This is a genomic window from Lysobacter firmicutimachus, assembly GCF_037027445.1.
Classification (GTDB): domain Bacteria; phylum Pseudomonadota; class Gammaproteobacteria; order Xanthomonadales; family Xanthomonadaceae; genus Lysobacter; species Lysobacter firmicutimachus.
In genome coordinates, this window is the sequence record NZ_JBANDL010000002.1 from 2,983,058 (window position 1) to 3,006,708 (window position 23,651).

Below are 23,651 nucleotides of genomic sequence, written 5' to 3' on the forward strand. Positions count from 1 at the left end.
CTTCCAGGACGGCGGGCCGACGGCCCGCTGTCCGCTTACAGCTTGCTGGCGACGATCTGGCTGGCCAGATTGGCGATCGCCGGCTCCATCAGGTCGGTCAAGGGCTTCGGCCACACGCCCAGGATCAGCACGCCGGCCGCGAACACGCCCAACACCAGCGCTTCGCGCGGGTTGATGTCCTCGAGCTCGGCGACGTGGGCGTTGCCGACTTCGCCCCAGATCACCCGCTTGACCAGCCACAGGGTGTAGCCGGCGCCGACGATCAGGGTGGTGGCCGCGCCGAACGCGATCAGCGGATGCTGCTGGAACGCGGCCAGGATGACCATGAATTCGCCGACGAAGCCCGAGGTGCCCGGCAGGCCCGAGTTGGCCATCGCGAACAAGACCACGAAAGCGGCGAACCACGGCATCACGTTGGCGACGCCGCCGTAGTCCTTGATCATGCGGCTGTGCATGCGGTCGTAGAGCACGCCGACGCAGGTGAACATCGCGCCCGACACGAAGCCGTGGCTGATCATCTGCACCATCGCGCCCTGCAGGCCCAGGCGCGCGGCGTCGGTGCCGTGCGCGTCGCCGTTGTGGACCAGGGCGAAGGCGATGAAGGTGCCCAGGGTCACGAACCCCATGTGCGAGACCGACGAGTACGCGATCAGCTTCTTCATGTCGTCCTGGACCAGGGCGACCAGGCCGACGTAGATCACCGCGATCAGGCTCAGGGCGATCACCAGCCAGGCCCATTCGTGGCCGGCGTCCGGCACGATCGGCAGGACGAAGCGCAGGAAACCGTAGCCGCCGATCTTCAGCATGATCGCCGCCAGGATCACCGAACCGGCGGTCGGCGCCTCGACGTGCGCGTCCGGCAACCAGGTGTGGACCGGGAACATCGGCACCTTGACCGCGAACGCGATCAGGAAACCGAAGAAGATCCACATCTGCTCGGTCGCGGTGAGCTGCAGCGCGTACATGTCCGCCAACTGCCAGCTGCCGCCCTTCAAGTACAGGTAGATCAACCCGACCAGCATGAACACCGAGCCGAGGAAGGTGTACAGGAAGAACTTCACCGAGGCGTAGACGCGGCGCGGGCCGCCCCAGACGCCGATGATGATGAACATCGGGATCAGCATGCCCTCGAAGAACACGTAGAACAGCATCGCGTCAAGGGCGGAGAACACGCCGACCATCAGGCCTTCGAGGATCAGGAACGCGGCGTAGTACTGGCTGACGCGCTTGTCGATCGAGGTCCAGGCGCTGATCAGCACCAGCATCGAGGTCAGCGTGGTCAGCGCGATCAGCGCCGCCGAGATGCCGTCCGCGCCGAGGTGGTAGCGGATGTCGTAGGCCGGGATCCAGGCGTGGTCTTCGACCAGCTGCATGTTCGCGCTGGCGAAATCGCCGTGGCTGAACATCAGCAGGCTCAGGCCGAGGGTGGCGATGGCCACGATCAGCGCGAACCAGCGCGCGGTGTTGGCGCGCTCGTTGCCGAACGCGAGGGTGGCGAAGCCGCCGAGAATCGGCAGCCAGATCAGGAGGCTAAGCAAGGGCACGGGGCTCACGTCGGGTGTCCTTGTCGGATTAGTGCCAGTAACGGATGACGACGGCGAGCAGAGCAATCAGGCCGACAATCATCGCGAAGGCGTAGTGGTAGAGGTAACCGGACTGGACCCGGCGCGCGAGGTTGGCGACGAAGCCGACCAGGCTGGCGCTGCCGTTGACCGCGGCGCCGTCGATCAGCTTGCTGTCGAACAGGCGCGAGACCTTGCCCAGGCCGACGCCGCCGGCGGCGAAGCCGTCGATCCATAGGTTGTCCATGCCGTACTTGTTCTCGAGCACGCGAATCGGCAGGGCGAACAGCTTGCGCGCCTTGGCCGGCAGCTCCGGCTTCCACCAGTACATGACCGTGGCCAGCAGGAAACCCGAGAAGGCGAGCCAGAACGCCGGCGCCTGGAACCCGTGCAGGGCGAACGGCATCCAGCCGTGCCAGGCTTCTGCGCCGACCTGGGCGATGGTGTCGCGCGCCGGCTGCAGGTCGATCGCGCCGAGGAAGAACGGCAGCTGTTTGACGTGGCCGGACATGTCGGTGCCGAACAGCATCGGGCCGGCGGTGAAAATGCCGATCAGCACCGACGGAATCGCCAGCAGCATCAGCGGCACCGTCACCACCCACGGCGACTCGTGCGGCTCGTGCGGACCGTGGTGGCCGTGATCGTCGTGCGCATGGTCGTCGTGCTTGCCATGGCCGTGGTCGTCATGGGCGTGCGCCGCATGATCGTCGTGGCCGTGCGCGTCGCGGAAGCGTTCCTTGCCGTGGAAGGTCAGGTACAGCAGGCGGAAGCTGTAGAACGCAGTGACGAAGGCGCCCAGCAGCACCGCCCAGTAGGCGTACTGCGAGACCCAGGTCGCGTGCTCGCCGCTGGCGGCGTGGTGCGCGGCCTCGATAATGGTGTCCTTGGAATAGAAACCGGCGAAGAACGGCGTGCCGACCAGGGCCAGGGTGCCGAGCAGACTGGTCCAGTAGGTGATCGGCATGTACTTGCGCAGGCCGCCCATCTTGCGCATGTCCTGCTCGTGGTGCATGCCGATGATGACCGAGCCGGCGGCCAGGAACAGCAGCGCCTTGAAGAAGGCGTGGGTCATCAGGTGGTAGACCGCGGCCGAATAAGCCGATACGCCCAGCGCCACGGTCATATAGCCCAGCTGCGACAGGGTCGAGTACGCGACCACGCGCTTGATGTCGTTCTGGACGATGCCGATCAGGCCGGTCCAGAACGCGGTGGTCGCGCCGATGAACAGGACGAAGTTCAGCGCGGTCTGCGACATCTCGAACAGCGGCGACATACGCGCGACCATGAAGATGCCCGCGGTGACCATCGTCGCGGCATGGATCAGCGCCGAGATCGGGGTCGGGCCTTCCATCGAGTCCGGCAGCCAGACGTGCAGCGGCACCTGCGCCGACTTGCCCATCGCGCCGATGAACAGGCAGATGCAGATCACCGTCGGCAGCGACCACACGATCGGGTCGGCGCCGCCCCACACCGTGATGGTGCGGCCGGCCAGGGTCGGCGCGTTGGCGAACACGGTGCCGTAGTCGAGCGAGCCCAGCGCCCACAGCACGGCGCCGATGCCGAGCAGGAAGCCGAAATCGCCGACGCGGTTGACCAGGAAGGCCTTGAGGTTGGCGAACACCGCGGTCGGCTTCTTGAACCAGAAGCCGATCAACAGGTACGAGACCAGGCCCACCGCCTCCCAGCCGAAGAACAGCTGCAGGAAGTTGTTGCTCATGACCAGCATGAGCATGGAGAAGGTGAACAGCGAGATGTAGCTGAAGAAACGCTGGTAGCCCGGGTCCTCGGCCATGTAGCCGATGGTGTAGACGTGGACCAGCAGCGAGACGAAGGTCACCACGACCATCATCATCGCGGTCAGCTTGTCGACCATGAAGCCGACGTGGGCCTCGTAGCCGCCGATCTGGAACCAGGTGTAGACGTTCTCGTTGAACGGAACGGCGCCCTGCCCCACGAGCTGCCACAGCACGTAGATCGACATCGCGCAGCTGGCGGCGACGCCGAGGATGGTGACCGTGTGCGCGCCGGCGCGGCCGATCTTGCGCCCGAACAGGCCGGCGAGGATCGCGCCGAGCAAGGGCGCGAGCACGACCGCAAGCAGGATGGACTTGGAAAGTACGACGGGTTGCATGCCGGTCAGCCCTTCATCGTGTCGATTTCAGCGACGTTGATCGTGCGCCGGTTGCGGAACAGCGTGACCAGGATCGCCAGGCCGATGGCGGCCTCGGCGGCGGCCACGGTCAGGATGAAGAACACGAACACCTGACCGGCCGGGTCGGCCAGCTGACGCGAGAACGCCACGAAGTTGATGTTGACCGCGAGCAGCATCAGCTCGATCGACATCAGCAGCACGATCACGTTCTTGCGGTTGAGGAAGATGCCGGCGACGCTGATGCAGAACAGCACCGCGCCGAGGGCGAGATAGTGGCCGAGCGCGAGGCCCGTCCCGAAGAATTCGCTCACGGCTTGGCCTCCTGTGCGGCGGGCTCGGCGGGCGCCGGCACGACCGGCTTGACCGCTTCCATCTTGATCATGCGGATGCGGTCGCCGGCGCGGACGCGGGCCTGCTCGCTCGGGTTCTGGTGCTTGGCCCCGGCGCGGCGGCGCAGGGTCAGCATCACCGCCGCGATCACCGCCACGGTCAGGATCACCGCAGCGACCTCGAACGGCAGCAGGAAATCGGTGAACAGCGCGTGCGCCAGCCACTTGGTGTTGGATTCGCCGGCGGCGTCCGCGGTCAGCGGCGCGGCCAGGCTGGCCTTGACCCCGATCAGGGTCAGCATTTCCAGCAGCATGACCACCGCGACCAGCAGGCCGACCGGCAGATAGCGGACATAGCCCTCGCGCAGGGGCGCGACGTCGATGTCGAGCATCATGACCACGAACAGGAACAGCACCATCACCGCGCCGACGTAGACCAGGATCAGGGCCACGCCGAGAAACTCGGCGCCGGCGATGATCCATACGCAGGCCACGGAGAAGAACGTCAGCACCAGGCTGAGCGCGGCATGGACCGGGTTCTTGACGCTGATCACGGCCACGGCCGAAAGCGTGGCCGCGGCGGCGAAGACGAAGAAGGCGATCTGGGCGAGATCCATGTCGGGGTACTCAGCGGAAGGCGGCGTCGGCAGCGCGGCGTTCGGCGATCTCGGTCTCGAGACGGTCGCCGATCGCCAGCAGCTGCGGCTTGGTGACGATGTTCTGTCCGCGCTGGTCGAAGTGATACTCGTGGATGTGGGTTTCCACGATCGAGTCGACCGGGCAGGACTCTTCGCAGAAGCCGCAGAAGATGCACTTGAACAGGTCGATGTCGTAGCGCGTGGTGCGGCGGGTGCCGTCGGCGCGCTTCTCCGAGTCGATGGTGATCGCCAGCGCCGGGCACACCGCCTCGCACAGCTTGCAGGCGATGCAGCGCTCTTCGCCGTTGGGATAACGGCGCAGCGCGTGCACGCCGCGGAAGCGCGGCGACTGCGGGGTCTTCTCCATCGGGTACATCAGCGTGTACTTCGGCTTGAACAGGTACTTGAGCGTCAGCCCGAGGCCCTGCGCGAGCTCGATCAGGAGCAGGCTCTTGAAATAGGAAACGATGCGATTCATGTAGGTGCCTGCCTTACTGTCCCGGCTGGAAGACGCCGTAGTACGCCATCACCGCGACCACGCAGATCCAGGCGATGGTCAGGGGGATGAACACCTTCCAGCCCAGGCGCATGATCTGGTCGTAGCGGTAGCGCGGGAACGACGCGCGGAACCAGATGAAGCAGCTGGCGAAGAAGAACACCTTGATCAGCAGCCACCACCAGCCGTCGGCCGACAGCAGCGGGATGCCCAGGCCCTGGAACGGGCTGAGCCAGCCGCCGAGGAAGAAGATCGAGGTCAGGAAGCTGATCAGGATCATGTTCGCGTATTCGGCGAGGAAGAACAGCGCGAACGCCGAACCCGAATACTCGACCATGTGGCCCGCGACGATTTCCGACTCGCCTTCGACCACGTCGAACGGCGCGCGGTTGGTCTCGGCCACGCCGGAAATGAAATAGACCACGAACAGCGGCAGCATCGGCAGCGCGAACCACTCCAGCGCGCCGGCGTTGCCCGACTGGGCCATCACGATCTCGCTGAGGTTGAGGCTGCCGGCGCCGACCATCACGCCGACCATGGCGAAGCCCATGGCGATTTCGTAGGACACCACCTGGGCCGCGGCGCGCATCGCGCCGAGGAAGGCGTACTTCGAGTTCGACGCCCAGCCGGCGAGGATGATGCCGTACACGCCCAGCGAGGTCATCGCCAGCAGGTAAAGCAAGCCGGCGTTGGCGTTCGACAGCACCACCTGGGCGTCGAACGGCACCACCGCCCAGGCGGCGAAGGCCGGAGCCAGGGCCAGCAGCGGCGCAAGCTTGTACAGGAAGGACTGCGCCCGGGTGGGCTGGATCACTTCCTTGAACAGCAGCTTGAACACGTCGGCGAAGGCCTGGAGGATGCCCATGCCGACGTACATCGGGCCGCGGCGGACATGCATCCAGCCGATCAGCTTGCGCTCCCAGACCACGTAGAACGCGACCGAGACGATCACCGGCATGGCGATCAGCAGGATCTTGAGCACGATCCAGGCCACCGCGCCGGCCATGCCGAAGGAGAGGAAGAACTCGCGAACCGGGTCGACCACATGGGTCGTGAACATTCCATCCGTCATGGCTTAAGCCCTCCCCGCCTGCACGCGGCCGGCGCCGAGCGGCGCGGTCGCGCCATGCCCGCTTTCGATCCACACCGTGCCCGCCGCGACCTTGGCGCTGAGCGCGACCGGCAGCGTCGCCGTGCCGGCGCCCGCGCCGAACTTGGCGACCGCGCCGTCGGCCAGGCCGAGCGCTGCCGCGTCGTTCGGATTCAGCACCGCACGCGGCGCCAGATTGAGCGGATGCGATTGCAGCGCCGGTGCGCGGCGCACGGTGGCGTCGCTGCGGTAGATCGCGGTCGACACGGCAAGCTCCAAGCCCTCGCCCGCCGCCTTCGGCGCACGGCCGGCGGCCGGAGTCACGCTGCGCGGCGCGATGCCGCGGCGTAGGCCGTCCAGATCGGTGAACTCGAAACCCTTCGCGCCCAGCTCGCCGCCGAGCGCGCGCAGCACGCGCCAGCCGGCGCGGGTATCGCCCGGCAGTTTGCCGCCGGCGCTGGCGGCCTGGGACAGGCCGTCGAGGTTGGTCAGGGTGGCGTCGATTTCCGGCAGCAGGCCGATCGGCAGGATCACGTCCGCGACCGCTTTGGTCGAGCGGCAAGCGTAATGGCTGAACGCCACCACCTGGGCCGCGCCGAGCGCGCGCAGAGCGCTTTCGCTGTCGGCGAAATCCAGGCCCGGCTCGATGCCGTAGACGATGTAGGCGCCGCGCGCGTCGTCGAGCATGGCGCGGGCGTCGCGCGCGCTCGGCAGCACGCCGTGGCGGGCCAGGCCGACCGCGTTCGCGCCTTGCGGAATGCGGCACAGCTTGGCGCCGGTGGCCTCGGCGAAGGCCTTGGCGGCGGCGCGGATCGCAGCGGCGTGCGGGCCGTTCTCGGCCAGCGCGCCGACGATCAGGGCGACGTGGTGGCCGGCCTTGGCCGCCTCGCGCAGGGCTTCGTCGGCGAGCGCGCCGGCGAGCTGCGACGGCGCGACGATGCGCTTGCCGGCCAGATCGAAGGTGAAGTCGAAGTCGACCGGGTTGATCGCGTGGACCTTGGCGCCGCGGGTGAAGGCCTTGCGCACGCGCTGGTGGACCAGCGGCAGTTCATGGCGCAGGTTCGAACCCACGATCACCACCACGTCGGCGCGGTCGATCTCGGCGACCGGCATGGCGAAGGTCTCGGCGACCGCCGCGTCGGTCAGGTCGTGCTGGCCGATGCGGTGATCGAGGTTGCCGCTGCCCAGGGCCTCGGCCAGGCGCGCCAGCAGTGCGCCCTCTTCGTTGGAGGTCGCCGGATGGACGAGCACGCCGAGGTTGTCGCCGCCGTTGTCGCGCAGGATCTTGGCCGCGCGCGCCAGGGCTTCGTCCCAGGAGGCCTCGCGCCATTCGCCGTTGTCCTTGACCAGCGGACGCTGGGCGCGGTCCTCGGCGTACAGGCCCTGGTGCGAATAGCGGTCGCGGTCCGACAGCCAGCACTCGTTGACCGCTTCGTTGTCGCGCGGCACGGTGCGCAGCACGTCGCCGCGGCGCACGTGCAGGAACAGGTTGCTGCCCAGTGCGTCGTGGTAGCCCAGCGACTCGCGCGCGGTCAGCTCCCATGGGCGCGCCTTGAACTGGAACACCTTGTTGGTCAGCGCGCCGACCGGGCAGACGTCGATGACGTTGCCGGACAACTCGGTGGTCAGCGGCTTGCCGTCGAAGGTGCCGATCTGCAGGTTCTCGCCGCGGTACATGCCGCCGAGCTCGTAAGTACCGGCGATCTCGGCGGTGAAGCGCACGCAGCGCGTGCACTGGATGCAACGGGTCATCTCGGTCGCGACCAGCGGACCGATGTCCTCGTCCGGCACCACGCGCTTGCGCTCGGCGAAGCGGCTGACCGAACGGCCGTAGCCCATCGACACGTCCTGCAGCTCGCACTCGCCGCCCTGGTCGCAGATCGGGCAGTCCAGCGGATGGTTGGCGAGCAGGAACTCCATCACGTTGCGCTGCGACTTGAGCGCGCGCTCGTTGCGGGTGAAGACCTTAAGCCCGTCCATGACCGGGGTGGCGCAGGCCGGCGACGGCTTGGGCGCGGCGCGGCCGCCGACTTCGGTGTCGACCAGGCACATGCGGCAGTTGGCCGCGATCGCCAGCTTGTCGTGGTAGCAGAAACGCGGGATCGGAATGCCGGCCTTGTCGGCGGCATGGATGATCATCGAGTTCTTCGGCGCGGCCAGCTCGACGCCGTCGATGAAGACGGTGACGTGGTCGGGCGGCAGATTCGGATTTACAGGCTGCGCACTCATGCCGCCACCTTCTTTTCAATGACCGTGCCGGCGCGCTGGTCGTCGACCAGGAAGCGCTTGTTCACGATCGCGTACTCGAACTCGTCCCAGAAGTGGTGCAGGAAACCCTGCACCGGCCACGCGGCGGCTTCGCCGAACGCGCAGATGGTGTGGCCTTCGATCTGGCCGGCGGCGGCGCGCAGCATGTGCAGATCGTCCAGGGTCGCCTGCTTCTCGGCGATGCGGGTCAGCATGCGGTACATCCAGCCGGTGCCTTCTCGGCACGGCGTGCACTGGCCGCAGCTTTCCTTGTAGTAGAACCGGGCGATGCGCTGGCACGCGCGCACCATGCAGGTGGTCTCGTCCATGACGATGACCGCGCCCGAGCCCAGGCCGGAACCGGCCTTCTGCAGCGAGTCGTAGTCCATGGTGCAGGCCATGATGGTCTCGGCCGGCAGCACCTTCATCGACGAACCGCCGGGAATCACCGCCTTGAGCTTGTTGCCCTGGCGCATGCCGCCGGCCATCTGCAGCAGTTCCGAAAACGGCGTGCCGAGGCGGATCTCGAAGTTGCCCGGGTTGGCGACATGGCCGGAGACCGAGAAGATCTTCGGGCCGCCGTTGTTGGGCTTGCCGAGGTTGAGGAACCACTCCGCGCCGTTGCGCAGGATCGCCGGCACCGAGGCGTAGGTCTCGGTGTTGTTGATCGTGGTCGGCTTGCCGTACAGGCCGAAGTTGGCCGGGAACGGCGGCTTGTAGCGCGGCTGGCCCTTCTTGCCTTCCAGCGACTCCATCAGCGCGGTCTCTTCGCCGCAGATGTAGGCGCCGGCGCCGAGCGCGCCGTAGATGTCGATGTCCACGCCGCTGCCGAGCACGTTCTTGCCCAGCCAGCCGTGTTCGTAGGCTTCCTTCAGCGCCTGCTCGAAGTGCTCGAACGGCTCGTGATGGAACTCGCCGCGCAGGTAGTTGTAGGCCACGGTCGAACCGGTGGCGTAGCAGGCGATCGCCATGCCCTCCACCACCGAGTGCGGGTTGAAGCGCAGGATGTCGCGGTCCTTGGCCGTGCCCGGCTCGGATTCGTCCGAGTTGCACAGGATGTACTTCTGGGTGCCGCTGCCCTTGGGCATGAAGCTCCACTTCAGGCCGGTCGGGAAGCCCGCGCCGCCGCGGCCGCGCAGGCCCGAGGCCTTGACCGCGTCGATGATCTGCGCCGGATCGGTCTTCTCGGTCAGGATCTTGCGCAGCGCGCTGTAGCCGCCGGTCTTGAGGTAGTTCTCGTACGACCACGGCGTGTCGTAGTGCAGCGTGGTGTAAACGACCTGGTGCTCCTGCGGAGCCGGGCCGACCGGGCCGTAGCCCTTGGAATAATCGTGGTGACCGTGCGCCATCTCGCCCGACCTCACTTCAGACCGTCGAGCAGCTCGTCGACCTTGGCAGCGTCGAGCTTCTCGTGGTAATGACCGTTGATGACGACCACCGGCGCGCCGCAGCACGCGGCCACGCATTCTTCCTCGCGCTTGAGGAACACGCGGCCGTCGGCGGTGGATTCGCCCAGCTTGCAGCCCAGCTTCTTCTCGGCATGGGCGACCAGTTGCTCGGCGCCGTTGAGCCAGCAGCTGATGTTGGTGCAGAAGGCGACGTTGTTGCGGCCGACCTTCTCGGTCTCGAACATCGAGTAGAAGCTGGCGACCTCGTAGGCCCACACCGGCGGCAGGCCCAGGTACTTGGCCACCGCGGCGATCAGCTCGTCGGTCAGCCAACCGCCGTTCTGCTCCTGCGCCGCATGCAGGCCCTGCAGCACCGCCGAGCGCTTGCGGTCCGGCGGGAACTTGGTCAGCCAGTGATCGATGTGCGCGCGCGTCGCATCCGACAACGCCACCATCGGATCGACGTGCTGTGCGGCCTCGAAATTGCCTGTCGCTTTCATAGGGGTAAAGCCGGGATTTGGGATTCGGGATTCGGGATTCGAAAAGCCCGCATTCCAGGAAAGTGAGCGAAACAGGTGTTCGGGCGGTTGCTTCGGGCGATTGCCGATCCCGAATGCTCCATCCCGAATCCCCGCTTCATCGATCGATCTCGCCGAACACGATGTCGTAGGTGCCGATCATCGCCACCACGTCGGCCAGCATGTGGCCCTTGACGATCTCGTCCATCGACGACAGGTGGGCGAAGCCCGGGGCGCGCAGCTTGACCCGGAACGGCTTGTTGGCGCCGTCGGAGACCAGGTAGCAGCCGAACTCGCCCTTGGGCGCTTCCACCGCGCTGTAGGTCTCGCCGGCCGGGACGCAGTAGCCTTCCGAGAACAGCTTGAAGTGATGGATCAGCGCTTCCATGTCGTCCTTCATCTCCTCGCGCTTGGGCGGGGCGACCTTGAAGTTGTCGACGATCACGGGGCCGGGGTTGGCGCGCAGCCACTTCACGCACTGCTTGATGATGCGGGTGGATTCGCGCATCTCGGCGACGCGCACCAGGTAGCGGTCGTAGCAGTCGCCGTTGACGCCGACCGGAATGTCGAAATCGACTTCCGCGTACTTGGCGTAGGGCTGCTTCTTGCGCAGGTCCCAGGCGATGCCGGAGCCGCGGATCATCGGGCCGGTCATGCCCCAGGCCAGGGCCTGCTCGGGCGAGACCACGCCGACGCCGACGGTACGCTGCTTCCAGATGCGGTTGTCGGTCAGCAGCGTCTCGTACTCGTCGACGCGCTTGGGGAAATCGTCGGCGAAGGCGTCGAGGTAATCGAGCATCGAGCCTTCGCGCCATTCGTTGAAGCGCTTCAGGCTGGCGCCCTTCTTCCAGGGCGATTCCTTGTACTTCGGCATCCGGTCCGGCAGGTCGCGGTAGACGCCGCCCGGACGGTAGTAGGCCGCGTGCATGCGCGCGCCGGAGACCGCCTCGTAGCAGTCCATCAGCTCTTCGCGTTCGCGGAAAGCGTACAAAAACACGGCCATCGCGCCCAGGTCGAGCGCGTTGGAGCCGACCCACATCAGGTGGTTCAGGATGCGGGTGATCTCGTCGAACATGGTGCGGATGTACTGCGCGCGCACCGGCGCCTCGATCCCCAGCAGGGTCTCGATCGCGCGCACGTAGGCGTGCTCGTTGCACATCATCGACACGTAGTCGAGGCGGTCCATGTAGCCGATCGACTGATTGAACGGCTTGGACTCGGCCAGCTTCTCGGTGCCGCGATGGAGCAGGCCGATATGCGGGTCGGCGCGCTGCACGACTTCGCCGTCCATTTCCAGGATCAGACGCAGCACGCCGTGCGCGGCCGGATGCTGCGGGCCGAAGTTCAGCGTGTAGTTGCGGATCTCGGCGTTGTTGAGGCCGGAGGTGTTGGCTTGCGGCATGACGCTAGCGGGGTTGCTCATTTCACTTCACCTCGCGCTGCGCGCGCTCGCCCTGCGCCGTCTGGTAGCGGGCGTCGTCGCGGATCACGCGCGGCACGCCGACGCGCGGGTCGATCGAGACCGGCTCGTACACCACGCGGCGCTTGTCCGCGTCGTAGCGCACTTCGACGTTGCCGATCAGCGGGAAGTCCTTGCGGAACGGATAACCGACGAAACCGTAGTCGGTGAGGATGCGGCGCAGGTCCGGATGGCCTTCGAAGACGATGCCGTAAAGGTCGAAGGCTTCGCGCTCGAACCAATTCACGCCCGGCCAGATCGCGGTCAACGAACCGACCACCGGCAGGTCGTCGTTCGGAGCGAAGGTCTTGAGCCGCAGCCGCTGGTTGTGCTGGCACGACAGCAAGTGGGCGACCGCGGCGAAGCGGCGCTCCGGCGCGATCGACGCCGCGTTCGGGCTTTCGCCCCAACGGAAGCGGCCGGCGCTCTTGCCTTCGACGCCGCGCGAGAAGCCTTCCGAGGACACGTCGGTGTCCCACTCGTCGCTGCCGAAGCTGAGGTAGTCGACGCCGCTGACGTCGACGCATTGCTCGAAGCCGAATTCGTCGCGCAGGGCGCGCGCGGCGCCGATCCAGTCGGCGGCGGCGACTTCGAGAGTGACTTCGCCGCGCGGTTCGGCCACGACGACGGAAGCGCCGGCGAAACGTTCGCGCAGACGCTCGGCGAGATTGGCGGTGCTCATTCGCGGACGCCCTGCTTCTGGTCGCCGAAATTGGTGCCGCGGCGGATCTTGCGCTGCAGCTGCAGGATGCCGTAGATCAGCGCTTCGGCGGTCGGCGGGCAGCCCGGCACGTAGACGTCGACCGGAACGACGCGGTCGCAGCCGCGCACCACCGAGTAGGAATAGTGATAGTAGCCGCCGCCGTTGGCGCAGCTGCCCATCGAGATGACCCACTTCGGGTCCGGCATCTGGTCGTAGACCTTGCGCAGCGCCGGGGCCATCTTGTTGACCAGGGTGCCGGCGACGATCATCACGTCGGACTGGCGCGGCGACGGGCGGAACACCACGCCGTAGCGGTCCAGGTCCAGGCGCGCGGCGCCGGCGTGCATCATCTCGACCGCGCAGCAGGCCAGACCGAAGGTCATCGGCCACATCGAACCGGTGCGCGCCCAGTTCCACAGCGTGTCGAGGTTGGTGGTGACGAAACCCTGCTGCAGCAGCGGGTTTTCGCCTTCCGGGCGCAGAATATCGTCGAGACGGCCTTCCGGGAGCGGGTTGTGCATCAACCCGGAGATCGTGTCGCCAACGCTTTGGATCACTCCCATTCGAGCGCTCCCTTCTTCCAGACGTAAACGAAGCCGAGCAGGAGCATGCTGGCGAAGATGCCCATCTCGATCAGGCCGATGATTCCGAGGTCTCGGAACACGGTGGCCCAGGGCACGATGAAGATGATTTCCAGATCGAAGATGATGAACTGGATCGCGATCAGGTAGTAGCGCACGTCGAACTGCATGCGCGCGTCTTCGAAGGCTTCGAAGCCGCATTCGTAGGGAGATAGTTTCTCCGCGGTCGGGCGCTTGGGCCCGAGCACATTGCCTACCACCAACAGGGCGACGCCGATACCACCGGCGACGATCAGGAACAGCAGAGTCGGCAGGTATTCGGCCAGCACGCGGTGTTCTCTCGGCTACTTGTTCGGCTACATGGGCGCGTTGCCGCGACCTTGGCTTGGCGCCGTGGCGCCCAGTCGTTTGGACGCCTTGCGCGGCCCGCCGTGCGTGCCGCACCTGCGTACCGTGGTGCGAATTGCTGAAGCAAAGGGATGGATGTGGTGCCCAAAGGGGGACTCGAACCCCCACGACCTAAGTCGCTACCACCTCAAGGTAGTGCGTCTACCAATTCCGCCATCTGGGCACTGTAACCAACCACGCCATCCTGGCTCCGGTGGGGCTCGCGTTCGCGCCGCCACCCGGTCATCGCTGACCTGCCCTGCCGTCCTTGCGGGGCGTTGAAACTGTATTTTAACTCTTTATTTCACTTACCGTCAGCCGGCTGTTTTGCCGGGGTTGCCTGCTCGGCCGGCGCCGTGGCGGGCGCGGCCGGAACCGCGGCCGGCTGGGCCGCCGCCGGTGCCGGCACGGACTGCACCGGCGCCTGCGGCACGCCGCTGGCGGGCGCGGCCGGAGCGGTGGCCGCGGGAGCGGGAGCCGTCGACGGAGCCGACGGGGCCGCCGCCTGCGGCGCGCCCATCAGGCCCAGGTCGGGCTTGCCGGCTTGGGCCGAGGGACGGCTCGCCTGCCAGGCCATGAAGAGGCTGATCGCGAAGAACGCGATCGCCAGCCATTTGGTCGCCTTGGACAGGAAGTTCGAGGAACCGCGCGCGCCGAACACCGTCGCCGAAGCGCCGCCGCCGAAGCCCGAACCCGCCTGCGCACCGGCGCCGCGCTGCATCAGGATCAGCGCGATCATGGCGATCGCGATCAGCACATAGATGACGTTGAGGAACAACAGCATCGCTTAGGATTCTTCGGTTCGGACTGCGGGTTAGGACCGTCCCGCTGCGGCGCCGGGCGCCGCAACGCTTCGATCAGGGCGCCGCCGCGGCTGCGATGGCGTTGAAATCCGCGGCCACCAGCGAGGCGCCGCCGACCAGGCCGCCGTCGACGTCGGGCTGGGAAAACAGCGCGGCGGCATTGTCGGCCTTCACGCTTCCGCCGTAAAGAATCGGAAGCGAGCCAGCGATTGTAGCATCGTGCGCAGCGATTTCGCTACGAATGAATGCGTGGACCTGCTGAGCCTGTTCCGGGGTGGCGGTCTTGCCGGTGCCGATCGCCCAGACCGGCTCGTAGGCCAGGATCGCGCCGTCCAGCGCCTGCGCGCCGAGCAGCTCGAAAACCGGCCCCAACTGCTCCTGCAGGCGCCATTCGGTCTTGCCGTCCTCGCGCTCGGCCAGGGTCTCGCCGACGCACAGGACCGGGGTCAGGCCGGCGGCCTTGGCGGCGGCGAACTTGCGCGCGACCAGCTCGCTGCTTTCGCCGTGGTACTGGCGGCGCTCGGAGTGGCCGACCAGGCCGTAGCCGGCGCCGACGTCCCTGAGCATCGCGGCCGAGACTTCGCCGGTGTAGGCGCCCTTCTCGTTGGCGCTGACGTCCTGCGCGCCGAAGGCCAGCCCGCGTTCGCCGTAATGTTCGATCAGCTCGCCCAGGTACGGCAGCGGCGGCAGGATCAGGCGCTCCACCCCCGGCGGAGGGGTCTGCGCGGCGACCTCGTCGAGCAAGGCGAAAGCGAACTCGCGGCTGCCGTGCAGCTTCCAGTTTCCGGCGACGATCCTGCGGCGCATGGTCTCTCCTGTTGCGTCTGAACGCGCAGTTTAACCCAGGCCGCCACGCCCCCACCCTATCGGTCCGACCTTCCCGTTCGCCTCGCCCATGCCCGCAACGCCGCCCGCCCCCGTCCGCAGCTTCGCCCCGATCGAACCGCCGCAAGCGCGGGTGTTGATCCTGGGCAGCATGCCCGGGGTCGCGTCGCTGACCGCCGGCCGCTACTACGCCCATCCGCAAAACCGTTTCTGGCCGATCATGGGCCGCCTGATCGGCGCCGGCCCGGAACTGGCTTACGAGCGCAGGATCGAAGCGCTGTGCGCGGCCGGGATCGCGGTGTGGGACGTGCTCGCGCAATGCGAGCGCGAGGGCAGCTTGGATTCGGCGATCCGCGACGACACCGCGGTCGCCAACGATTTCGCCGGCTTTTTCGTTCGCCACCCGCAGGTACGCACGGTGCTGTTCAACGGCGCCAAGGCCGAACAGAGCTTCCGCCGCTTCGTCCTGCCCGGGCTGGCGGCGGCGCCGGAATTGCGCCGCCTGCCGTCGACCAGCCCGGCCAACGCCTCGCAGGCCGATGCGGCCAAATGCTCGGCCTGGCGCGAGGCCTTGCGTGACGCCGGGGTGGCGGTACGCGACTGAGCCCGCACCGCCGCGTGTTGCAGGCCTGAAACTCCGGGCCCGCTCTACGCAGTCGCGAAAAACAGCGTAAGTCAGTGCCGGGAAAGGATTTTCCACCCGGCTGGCCGACCTGCCGCCGGTGCCGCGGCCGTCGTTCGGCCGGCGCCGATTCGCCCGCCCCCTGTCCTGCCCCTGTCGACCCCGGCGTTTGTTGGGGGTGACTGCCCGTATCGGGCCTCAACGCCAAGGATCGCTTGCGAAGCCCCCCGGGGTTCGCGGGACAGGGAGCGTTCGCCCGCGCAAAACCGGCCTCGCCGGCGGCGCACCGCCCCCGTTCCCGATCCGCGACGCGCGCCCTCCGGGTCGGGGCGCACGTCCGGCGACCGTCGACCCGTTCATCGCCCCCAGGGAAGCGATACCACAAGGAGTTTCGCCATGAAGTCGCAGAACCGCCGCTCGCCCCGCCCCATCGCCCGCCTCGCCGCTCTCGGCGCGCTGGCCCTGACCTGCTTCGCCGCCGACGCCGCCGACACCGGCAAGACCGTGCGCACGCCCTACGGCGACGTGATCGAAATCCAGGCGCCGCCGTCGCAGCAGCGCCTGTCCACGTCGGCGCAAGCGCACCCGTTCGCCACCGCACGCCAACGCGCCGCGGTCAAGCCGCTGCAATGGGCGCCGCGCGACGACCGGGCAGCCGCGGACACCGCCGAGCTGAGCGACAAGATGGTCCGCGCCGCCGGCAGCGCCCCCGGCGGCGAAGCGCCGGCGTTCGCCAACTACCTCGCCCGCAACCACTTCCGCGCCACCTGGCAGCGCCTGGACGCGCTCGACGCGGCCAAGGGCGCAGCGCCGTTGAGCGCGCTGTCCGACGGCGGCGAGAAGGACGGCGCGCATTACCCCTATACCCGCTATCCGGGCAACTACTACACCAGCCAGTGGAAGACCACGCCCTGGAACAAGATCGGCAAGCTCTATTTCACCAAGCCCGACGGCAGCGGCTCGTACTGCACCGCCAACGTCGCCAGCGGCAATTCGGTGCTGATCACCGCCGCGCATTGCGTCTATACGCTCGGCGCGGGCTGGAACACGAACTTCGTGTTCGTGCCGGCCGAGCGCTACGGCGAAGCGCCGTACGGTCGCTTCGGCTGGAGCAGCGCGCGCGTTCCGAGCGGCTATTTCCCGTCGGGCGGCCGGCGCTGGGACGTGGCGGTGATCAAGCTCACCGGCGAACAGGTCACCGGCCTGCCGGTCACCAGCTATGTCGGCTGGCTCGGCCGCACCTGGAACCGCCCCTACTCCGAGTACGCCACCTCCCACGGCTACGCCAGCAATCTGAGCACCCAGTTCACCCATATCTGCAACGGCCAGACCTACAGCTCGCCGAGCGAGGGCACCAACGTGCTGGTGCAGGGCTGCGACATGACCTATGGCGCCAGCGGCGGCGGTTGGCTGCTGAACCTCAGCGGCGGCCACTACGTCAACAGCGTGGTCAGCGGCCCGCACATCGGCGCCTTCGGCACCGCCTGGGTCGGCCCGCGCTTCGCCGACGACAACATCGTGGCTTTGTGTGCGGCGATCGGGTGTTGAAAGTCGGGAATGGGGAATGGGGAGTCTGGAATGGGGCGGCAGCGGTTTGTGTCGCTGCGTTCCTCCGGCCAGGGATGGCCGATGCAGCAAAGGAAGGAGCCGGCGCAAGCCGGCTTCTTTTTGTCTTGGTTGGGATTGGGGATTTGGGGGTTGGGGATTCGGGATTGGGGGGGCGGAGCGATGGCGTGTTGCGGGCCGGTGGCAGCGCAGGCTGTTTCGACGCCGCTGCCGTAAGGGCGATGACAAACGCCGGTCGATGCCGTCTGATATCGCGATGACGCGCTCACTGCTGTTCTGCGGCCTGCTCGCGCTGTGCGCGCCCGCGGCCCATGCCCAATCGACCGCCGTGGCCGCGCCACGGCCCTGGGTGGTCGCCACCTATGCCTATCCGCAGCGCGATCGCGAAGCGGCGATCCGGCCGCTGGCCGATTACCTCGCCGCGCGCGGCGGCCGCGCGACCGCGCTGCGTCTGTTCCCCTCGCCGACCGACCTGGTGGAGGCACTGCGCCGCGGCGAAGTCGACGTGGCCGTGCCCAATCTGCATGCCTACCTGCAGACCCGGCGTTGGCGGGCGTCCGCACCGGTCACCTTGCCGGTGCCGCAAGTGCCGGCGGCGCAGGCCGAACGCTATCGCGCCGTGCTCGTCGGGCGCAGCGACGCCGTCGCCGCGGACAGCCTCCGGCGCGAGGCACCGCGCCTGCGCCTGGTCCTGGTCGGCCAGGACTCCGCCTCGGGCGGCTTCGTGCCGGCCCACCATTTGCGCCGCCTGGGCCTGGACCCGGCGAGCGATTTCGCCGGCCTGAGCTATGCCGGCTCGCACGCCGCCGCGCTGCAGGCGCTGAGCGAGGGCCGCGCCGAGGTCGCCGCGCTCGCCGCCGATGTCTACGACGCGGCCCGGCCCGCCGGCCTGGTCGAATTGTGGCGTTCGCCGCCGATTCCGCCCGGTCCGCTGCTGTGCCGTCCAGCCCCCGACGTCCTCTGCGCCGAGGTCGCCGCCTGGCTGTTGCAAGCCCACACCGAGGACCCGTCGGTGATGGCGGCCTTGCGCGCGGGCTGGCCCGAGTTCGGCGAGGCTGCGGGATTCACCTCCGCCGATGCCGACGCGCTCGGTGCGTTGGCGACACGCATCGAGTGAGCGCGCAAGCCCGTCCGCAGGCAAAGAAAAAGCCGGCGCAAGCCGGCTTTTTCCGTTCTGGCGATGCGGCGCGCGAGCGGCGCGCGCCGGCGGCTTACTTGAGCTTGATCTCGCGCAAGCGCTCTTCCAGGTAGCCCTGGGCGGTGATCGGCTCGGGGTAACGGCTGGGGTTGTCGGCGCTGATCGTCGACGGCAGCACGTCGATCAGGAAGTCCGGGTTCGGGTGCAGGAAGAACGGGGTCGAATAGCGCGGCTGGCGCGCTTTCTCGCCCGGCGGGTTGACCACGCGGTGGGTGGTCGAGGGGTATACGTGATTGGTCAGGCGCTGCAGCATGTCGCCGATATTGACCACGATGGTGTCGGCGTCGGCGGTGAACGGCACCCACTCGCCCTGGCGCGATTTCACTTCCAGGCCCTCGGCGCTGGCGCCGACCAGCAGGGTGATCAGGTTGATGTCCTCGTGCGCGCCGGCGCGCACGTTGGGGATGTCGTCGGTGGTGATCGGCGGGTAGTGGATCGGGCGCAGGATGGAGTTGCCCGAGTCGGTCTTGTCGGCGAAATAGTTCTCCGCCAGGCCGAGGTGCAGGGCCAGCGCGCTGAGCACGCGCGAACCGAGCCGGTCCAGGGCCTGGTACAGGCCGTAGGCCTGCTCGCGGAACTCGGGGATTTCCTCCGGCCACAGGTTGGCCGGCATGTCCGCGGCGTACTTGGAGTCGCGCGGGATCTCGCGGCCGACGTGCCAGAACTCCTTCAGGTCGAAGTGCTTGGAGTCCTTGGCGGTTTCCACGCCGAACGGGGTGTAGCCGCGCGCGCCGCCGCTGCCGGGCACGTGGTACTTGCGCTTGATCTCTTCCGGCAGGGCGAAGAAGCGCTTGAACACGTCGTAGGAACGGTCGATCTGCTGATCGGAAATGCCGTGGCCGCGGATGCCGGCAAAGCCCCATTCGCGATAGGCGGCGCCGAGCTCGGCGACGAAGGCCTCGCGGTCGGTGTCGAAACGGCGGATGTCCAGGGTGGGAATCTGACTCACGTGGTCTTCCTGTTGGTGTCGTCGGTCGTAAGGTAATGGGTCATTTTCGCTCAAACCCGGCGTCCGCGCTCGCCGCGTCGCGACAGGGCCGGCAAAGCCACCTTTGGGCGGTATTCGGGACGCGGATTACACGATAAAGTCGCGCCCCGGCCGGCCTCGCGCGCCGGCAGCTCCGTCGGCCGCCGAGAACGCCCCGCATGCAAGACACTGCCGCCCGCCCCGCCTTCCCGGCGCGCCGCGCCTTGGCCTGGCTGACCGGGTTCATCTTCGCCAATGCACTGGCGGCGATCGCGATCGCGGCCTCCAACATCCCCTTCGCTCACCTCACCGAGCACTGGAAGGCCGGGGTCTTCCTGGCCCTGGCCCTGCCCGCCCACTTCGTGTTCTTCGGCGCCGTGCTGGGCCTGCAGGCGCTGCTGTTGGGCTGGGCGACCCGCAGCGTGCGGGTGCTGGGCGCGGCCGCCGTGCTGCCGCACGCGGCCTGGATCTGCCTGCTGCTCATCGACGCCAAAGTGTTCGCCCTGTATCGGTTCCACCTCAATGCGATGGTCGCCAATATGGTGTTCGGCGGCGCGATGCAGGACCAGGTGGTGTTCTCGGGCGCGGTATGGGGCCTGATCGCGCTCGCGGTCGGCGCGGTGCTGGCGCTGGAAATCCTGCTCGCCTGGCTGTGGTGGCGCCTGCTCGAGCGCCGGCCGGGCTGGCAGCGCCTGCTCAAGGGCTGGCTGTGGGCGGCGGGCGTGATGCTGATCAGCCAGGGCATGGTGGCCTACTACGACGCACGCGGCGACCGCGTGGTGATGTCGCAACTGCCCTACATCCCCTGGGCCCAGCCGATCACGCTCAAGGACACGCTGGCCCGGTTCGGCATCGAACGCGCGCCCGGCGCCTCGCTGCCGGCCCAGGGCGAAGGTCTGCTGACCTACCCGTTGCGGCCGTTGCAATGCGATCCGGCGCCGAAGCTCAACGTGGTGGTGATCCTGCTCGAATCGTTGCGCCACGATGCGCTCGAGCCGCAGACCATGCCCAATGTCTGGGCCTATGCGCAGCGCTCGCAGTGGTTCGACGACCATTACAGCTCCGGCAACGCCACCCGCTTCGGCGTGTTCGGCCTGCTCTACGGCCTGCCCGGCGGCTACTGGCACCCGATGTTGGCCGAACAGCGCGGCTCGGCCCTGATCGGGCAGATGAAGCGCGACGGCTACGGCATGCATATCTACGGCAGCGCGCCGCTGCACAGCCCCGAGTTCGACCGTACGGTGTTCTCGGAGGTGCGCGAGCGGGTGGTCAACGGCCCGCGCAAGCGCAAGAGCGCCGAACGCGATCGCGAAATCCTGCGCCGGCTGCAGGCCGACATCGCCGCGACCCCGCGCGACGGGCGTTTCTTCGGCTTCGTGTTCCTGGATTCGCCGCATCAGCCTTATTACATGCCCAAGGGCTATCCGCCGCTGGCGCGGCCGATGGCCGCCGACGTCAATCCGCTCGACCTCGGCCCGGATCACGACCCGACTCCGGAGTACAACCGCTACCGCACCGCAGTGCATTACGCCGACAGCCTGATCGGCGAATTCCTGCGCGCGCTGGACGCGAGCCCCTTCGCCGACGACACGGTAGTGCTGATCACCGGCGACCACGGCGAGGAGTTCAACGACCTCAAGCTCAATTACTGGGGCCACAACGGCAACTTCTCCGACTACCAATTGCGCACGCCGTTCGTACTGCACTGGCCCGGCCGCGCGGCGCAGAAGTTCGCCCACGTCACCGCGCACGAAGATTTCGTGCCGACCGTGATGCGTCACGCTTTGGGCTGCCGCAACCCGGCCGGCGACTACAGCACCGGCCGCGACCTGTTCGGCCCGGCCCAACCGCAGCGGCCGCTGCTGGTGGAGAGCTGGTCGCAACGCGGCATCCGCCAGGGCGAGCGGATCTACCTGTTCGACAACTACGGCGCGGCCACCGTGGTCGACCGCCGCTATCGGCCGCTGCCCGACGCCAAGGTCGATCCCGCCGCTCTGCGCCAGTCCTGGGACATGCTGACCCGGTTCCAGCAACAGCATTGACCGGACGCGTTGCGGTTGCCGTTGCCGTTGCCGTTGCCGTAAAGAGCTTGGCGCCGCATCGAACTAGCGAAGATAAATCGAAGCCCCGAAGGGCGGCCCGCAGGGAGGCGGGCCGTGCGCAGCCAGGCCAGGGAGGGCCTGTGCGGAGCAGCCCTGCGCACGCTCCGTCCCATAGTGGCTCTTGATCCGAAAACAGCCATGGCGTTTTCTTTGGTTACTTTTGACCGAAGGAAATCCCGTAGGACGTTGTCGCCTTGGACAAAGAAAGTGACCCGGCCGCTTGCGGACGGAAGCTTTGCTTGAAGCTTTGAGCTCTGAAGCATCAGAGGCCTTCGAACGACAGACGCCGCGAGACCGCAAGGACGCGGTCGCGGCTTACGCCGCTCCTACAGGGGCATAGGGCAAAGCGCGGCAAGAGTGAAGGACGCGGCCGCGGCTTGCGCCGCACCTACCCCGCGACGGTTTCGAGCTCCGGTCGATGAGGTCGGCGCTGGAGACGTCGGCACTGGATTCGCTGCGCGCACTGGGGGCGCGACTTGCCCCCCTACCCCGCGGATCTTGCGCCAAAAACAAAAACGCACCGGCGCGCGAGGGCGCCGGTGCGTTGACGGTGGACGATGCCCGCGGGTCAGGCCGCGGCGGCGCGCACCGCGGCGGACAGCGTATCGAGGGTCGACTGCATCAAGACCTCGTCGTCGGCCTCGACCGTGACCCGCACCACCGGCTCGGTGCCGGACGGACGCAGGAAGGCGCGGCCGCGGCCGCTGACCGCGGCCTGGGCCTGGCGCAGCGCCTCCTGCACCGAGGCGGCTTCGGCCGGCTTGGCCTCGCCTTCGTAGCGCACGTTGACGGTCTTCTGCGGTACCCGGTACAGGCCGTCGAGCGCGTCGCGCAGGCTGATGCCGTTGCGCCCCAGCACTTCCAGCACCTGCAGCGCGCTGACGATGCCGTCGCCGGTGCTGGTGCGGTCCAGGCACAACAGGTGACCGGAGGCCTCGCCGCCGAGCACGCCGCCGTGGGCGATCAGCTGCTGATGCACGTAACGATCGCCGACCTTGGCGCGCAGGAAACCGATGCCGCGCTGTTCGAATGCGCGTTCCAGGCCGTAGTTGGTCATCAGGGTGCCGACCACCGGCCCCTGCAGGCGGCCGCTGCGCTGCCAGTCGGTGGCCAGCACGTACAGCAGGTCGTCGCCGTCGCAGACGCGGCCTTCGCTGTCGACGAACAGCACCCGGTCGCCGTCGCCGTCGAAGGCGATGCCGAGGTCGGCGCCGGTGGCCTGGACCCGCGCGACCAGGGTCTGCGGATGGGTCGAGCCGACGCCGTCGTTGATATTGAGGCCGTTGGGATCGATGCCGATCGCGTCGACCCGCGCGCCGAGCTCGCCCAGCACCAGCGGACCGGTCTGGTAGGTCGCGCCGTTGGCGCAATCCATGGCGATGCGCATGCCGCTGAGATCGAAGCCCTTGGGCACCGAGTTCTTGCACGCTTCGACGTAGCGGCCGATCGCGTCGCGGGTGCGCACGGCCTTGCCCAGGCGCTCGGACTCGACGGTGCGGAACGGTTGTTCCAGCGCTGCCTCGATCGCCAGCTCCGTCTCGTCGTCGAGCTTTTCGCCCTCGGCCGAGAAGAACTTGATGCCGTTGTCGTAGTGCGGATTGTGCGAGGCGGAAATGACGATGCCGCCGTCGGCGCGCAGGGAGCGGGTCAGGTGCGCGACCGCCGGGGTCGGCATCGGCCCCATCAGCTGCACGTCGACGCCGGCGGCGACCAGCCCGGCTTCGAGCGCGGCTTCGAACATGTAATTGGAGATGCGGGTGTCCTTGCCGATGATGACCATCGGATTGCGCCAGCCGCGCCGGGTCAGGGCGTGACCGTAGGCGTTGCCCAGGCGCAGGACGAAATCGGCGGAAATCGGGCCTTCGCCGACGCGGCCGCGGATGCCGTCGGTGCCGAAATACTTACGAGCCATGCAGTTCAACCTCCAGGTAGCGCGGCGCGTCGCACCAGGACGCGGGCGCTGGATGTGATCGGGACAGGATCGAAGACGCCGCCGACACCGATCGCGCCCCATGGCC

21 protein-coding genes and 1 tRNA gene are annotated in these 23,651 nt (G+C 67.8%); 4 read left to right on the forward strand and 18 right to left on the reverse strand.

The features are described 5' to 3' along the window. Positions 1-35 precede the first annotated feature (35 nt). The 16 genes from V2J18_RS13030 to tpiA all read right to left on the reverse strand — a co-directional run bounded on the left by V2J18_RS13030 (position 36) and on the right by tpiA (position 15,160). On the reverse strand, positions 36-1,553 hold the full coding sequence (locus V2J18_RS13030) for an NADH-quinone oxidoreductase subunit M (RefSeq protein ID WP_064749523.1): 1,518 nt from the start codon (positions 1,551-1,553) through the stop codon (positions 36-38). A gap of 19 nt (positions 1,554-1,572) precedes the next feature. Next, positions 1,573-3,693 (reverse strand): NADH-quinone oxidoreductase subunit L, encoded by a 2,121-nt coding sequence (gene nuoL, locus V2J18_RS13035; RefSeq protein ID WP_336131979.1) that lies wholly within the window; start codon positions 3,691-3,693, stop codon positions 1,573-1,575. A gap of 5 nt (positions 3,694-3,698) precedes the next feature. Next, a complete protein-coding gene (gene nuoK / locus V2J18_RS13040; RefSeq protein ID WP_064749525.1) occupies positions 3,699-4,025 on the reverse strand; it encodes an NADH-quinone oxidoreductase subunit NuoK in 327 nt (108 codons plus the stop codon). Continuing rightward, positions 4,022-4,660 (reverse strand): NADH-quinone oxidoreductase subunit J, encoded by a 639-nt coding sequence (locus tag V2J18_RS13045; protein WP_064749526.1) that lies wholly within the window; start codon positions 4,658-4,660, stop codon positions 4,022-4,024. Before V2J18_RS13045 ends, nuoK begins: the two co-directional genes overlap by 4 nt. A 10-nt stretch (positions 4,661-4,670) precedes the next feature. Continuing rightward, positions 4,671-5,159 carry an NADH-quinone oxidoreductase subunit NuoI gene (gene nuoI / locus V2J18_RS13050; RefSeq protein WP_057947332.1) on the reverse strand — a complete coding sequence of 163 codons (489 nt, stop codon included), beginning with the start codon at positions 5,157-5,159 and terminating at the stop codon, positions 4,671-4,673. A 13-nt stretch (positions 5,160-5,172) separates the two neighbouring features. Next, complete coding sequence (gene nuoH, locus V2J18_RS13055; RefSeq protein ID WP_087960764.1) at positions 5,173-6,237, reverse strand: NADH-quinone oxidoreductase subunit NuoH; 1,065 nt, start codon at positions 6,235-6,237, stop codon at positions 5,173-5,175. Between the two features lie 15 nt (positions 6,238-6,252). Next, on the reverse strand, positions 6,253-8,496 hold the full coding sequence (nuoG, locus tag V2J18_RS13060) for an NADH-quinone oxidoreductase subunit NuoG (RefSeq protein WP_336131980.1): 2,244 nt from the start codon (positions 8,494-8,496) through the stop codon (positions 6,253-6,255). Continuing rightward, on the reverse strand, positions 8,493-9,863 hold the full coding sequence (nuoF, locus tag V2J18_RS13065) for an NADH-quinone oxidoreductase subunit NuoF (RefSeq protein ID WP_064749529.1): 1,371 nt from the start codon (positions 9,861-9,863) through the stop codon (positions 8,493-8,495). Before nuoF ends, nuoG begins: the two co-directional genes overlap by 4 nt. 11 nt (positions 9,864-9,874) lie before the next feature. After that, positions 9,875-10,402 (reverse strand): NADH-quinone oxidoreductase subunit NuoE, encoded by a 528-nt coding sequence (gene nuoE, locus V2J18_RS13070; RefSeq protein ID WP_064749530.1) that lies wholly within the window; start codon positions 10,400-10,402, stop codon positions 9,875-9,877. Positions 10,403-10,538: 136 nt separating this feature from the next. Further along, complete coding sequence (locus V2J18_RS13075) at positions 10,539-11,843, reverse strand: NADH-quinone oxidoreductase subunit D (RefSeq protein WP_064749531.1); 1,305 nt, start codon at positions 11,841-11,843, stop codon at positions 10,539-10,541. 1 nt (position 11,844) lies between these two features. Further along, complete coding sequence (locus V2J18_RS13080) at positions 11,845-12,561, reverse strand: NADH-quinone oxidoreductase subunit C (protein WP_064749532.1); 717 nt, start codon at positions 12,559-12,561, stop codon at positions 11,845-11,847. Next, entirely contained in the window at positions 12,558-13,145 is a 588-nt protein-coding gene (locus tag V2J18_RS13085) for a NuoB/complex I 20 kDa subunit family protein (RefSeq protein ID WP_064749533.1), read from the reverse strand. Before V2J18_RS13085 ends, V2J18_RS13080 begins: the two co-directional genes overlap by 4 nt. Next, the gene (locus V2J18_RS13090; RefSeq protein WP_064749534.1) at positions 13,136-13,492 is read right to left on the reverse strand and encodes an NADH-quinone oxidoreductase subunit A; all 357 of its coding nucleotides are present in this window, start codon (positions 13,490-13,492) and stop codon (positions 13,136-13,138) included. Before V2J18_RS13090 ends, V2J18_RS13085 begins: the two co-directional genes overlap by 10 nt. Before the next feature lie 157 nt (positions 13,493-13,649). Continuing rightward, positions 13,650-13,734: transfer RNA gene (locus tag V2J18_RS13095), tRNA-Leu, on the reverse strand. Positions 13,735-13,854: 120 nt separating this feature from the next. Continuing rightward, positions 13,855-14,334 carry a preprotein translocase subunit SecG gene (gene secG / locus V2J18_RS13100; protein ID WP_336131981.1) on the reverse strand — a complete coding sequence of 160 codons (480 nt, stop codon included), beginning with the start codon at positions 14,332-14,334 and terminating at the stop codon, positions 13,855-13,857. Between the two features lie 73 nt (positions 14,335-14,407). Continuing rightward, positions 14,408-15,160: a triose-phosphate isomerase gene (tpiA, locus tag V2J18_RS13105; protein WP_064749536.1), complete on the reverse strand. Its 753-nt coding sequence runs from the start codon at positions 15,158-15,160 to the stop codon at positions 14,408-14,410. An 88-nt stretch (positions 15,161-15,248) separates the two neighbouring features. On the opposite strand from tpiA, the gene V2J18_RS13110 reads away from it, so the two are divergent. From V2J18_RS13110 to V2J18_RS13120, 3 genes are all read left to right on the forward strand, one after another. After that, a complete protein-coding gene (locus V2J18_RS13110) occupies positions 15,249-15,782 on the forward strand; it encodes a DNA-deoxyinosine glycosylase (protein ID WP_336131982.1) in 534 nt (177 codons plus the stop codon). 414 nt (positions 15,783-16,196) lie between these two features. Continuing rightward, positions 16,197-17,348 carry a trypsin-like serine peptidase gene (locus V2J18_RS13115; protein ID WP_064749540.1) on the forward strand — a complete coding sequence of 384 codons (1,152 nt, stop codon included), beginning with the start codon at positions 16,197-16,199 and terminating at the stop codon, positions 17,346-17,348. A gap of 274 nt (positions 17,349-17,622) precedes the next feature. Further along, the gene (locus tag V2J18_RS13120; protein WP_336131983.1) at positions 17,623-18,483 is read left to right on the forward strand and encodes a phosphate/phosphite/phosphonate ABC transporter substrate-binding protein; all 861 of its coding nucleotides are present in this window, start codon (positions 17,623-17,625) and stop codon (positions 18,481-18,483) included. 94 nt (positions 18,484-18,577) lie between these two features. Here the strand turns inward: V2J18_RS13120 and V2J18_RS13125 are convergent, their stop codons facing one another. Beyond that, complete coding sequence (locus V2J18_RS13125; protein WP_064749542.1) at positions 18,578-19,513, reverse strand: isopenicillin N synthase family dioxygenase; 936 nt, start codon at positions 19,511-19,513, stop codon at positions 18,578-18,580. A 197-nt stretch (positions 19,514-19,710) separates the two neighbouring features. Between V2J18_RS13125 and V2J18_RS13130 the strand changes: the two genes are divergently transcribed. Continuing rightward, positions 19,711-21,573, forward strand: a complete 1,863-nt coding sequence (locus V2J18_RS13130) for a DUF3413 domain-containing protein (RefSeq protein WP_064749543.1) — start codon at positions 19,711-19,713, stop codon at positions 21,571-21,573. Between the two features lie 628 nt (positions 21,574-22,201). On the opposite strand, the gene glmM is transcribed toward V2J18_RS13130, so the two are convergent. Next, positions 22,202-23,545: a phosphoglucosamine mutase gene (gene glmM / locus V2J18_RS13135; protein ID WP_064749544.1), complete on the reverse strand. Its 1,344-nt coding sequence runs from the start codon at positions 23,543-23,545 to the stop codon at positions 22,202-22,204. Positions 23,546-23,651 lie beyond the last annotated feature (106 nt).

Excerpts from the sequence above, each read along its gene's own strand:
- V2J18_RS13085 (WP_064749533.1), bottom strand. The coding sequence starts at position 13,145 with ATGGGAGTGATCCAAAGCGTTGGCGACACGATCTCCGGGTTGATGCAC.
- V2J18_RS13120 (WP_336131983.1), top strand. The coding sequence starts at position 17,623 with ATGACGCGCTCACTGCTGTTCTGCGGCCTGCTCGCGCTGTGCGCGCCC.
- V2J18_RS13110 (WP_336131982.1), top strand. The coding sequence starts at position 15,249 with ATGCCCGCAACGCCGCCCGCCCCCGTCCGCAGCTTCGCCCCGATCGAA.
- nuoF (WP_064749529.1), bottom strand. The coding sequence starts at position 9,863 with ATGGCGCACGGTCACCACGATTATTCCAAGGGCTACGGCCCGGTCGGC.
- tpiA (WP_064749536.1), bottom strand. The coding sequence starts at position 15,160 with ATGCGCCGCAGGATCGTCGCCGGAAACTGGAAGCTGCACGGCAGCCGC.
- nuoE (WP_064749530.1), bottom strand. The coding sequence starts at position 10,402 with ATGAAAGCGACAGGCAATTTCGAGGCCGCACAGCACGTCGATCCGATG.
- secG (WP_336131981.1), bottom strand. The coding sequence starts at position 14,334 with ATGCTGTTGTTCCTCAACGTCATCTATGTGCTGATCGCGATCGCCATG.
- nuoL (WP_336131979.1), bottom strand. The coding sequence starts at position 3,693 with ATGCAACCCGTCGTACTTTCCAAGTCCATCCTGCTTGCGGTCGTGCTC.
- V2J18_RS13080 (WP_064749532.1), bottom strand. The coding sequence starts at position 12,561 with ATGAGCACCGCCAATCTCGCCGAGCGTCTGCGCGAACGTTTCGCCGGC.
- glmM (WP_064749544.1), bottom strand. The coding sequence starts at position 23,545 with ATGGCTCGTAAGTATTTCGGCACCGACGGCATCCGCGGCCGCGTCGGC.
- nuoG (WP_336131980.1), bottom strand. The coding sequence starts at position 8,496 with ATGAGTGCGCAGCCTGTAAATCCGAATCTGCCGCCCGACCACGTCACC.
- nuoH (WP_087960764.1), bottom strand. The coding sequence starts at position 6,237 with ATGTTCACGACCCATGTGGTCGACCCGGTTCGCGAGTTCTTCCTCTCC.
- V2J18_RS13115 (WP_064749540.1), top strand. The coding sequence starts at position 16,197 with ATGAAGTCGCAGAACCGCCGCTCGCCCCGCCCCATCGCCCGCCTCGCC.
- V2J18_RS13075 (WP_064749531.1), bottom strand. The coding sequence starts at position 11,843 with ATGAGCAACCCCGCTAGCGTCATGCCGCAAGCCAACACCTCCGGCCTC.
- nuoI (WP_057947332.1), bottom strand. The coding sequence starts at position 5,159 with ATGAATCGCATCGTTTCCTATTTCAAGAGCCTGCTCCTGATCGAGCTC.
- V2J18_RS13130 (WP_064749543.1), top strand. The coding sequence starts at position 19,711 with ATGCAAGACACTGCCGCCCGCCCCGCCTTCCCGGCGCGCCGCGCCTTG.
- V2J18_RS13045 (WP_064749526.1), bottom strand. The coding sequence starts at position 4,660 with ATGGATCTCGCCCAGATCGCCTTCTTCGTCTTCGCCGCCGCGGCCACG.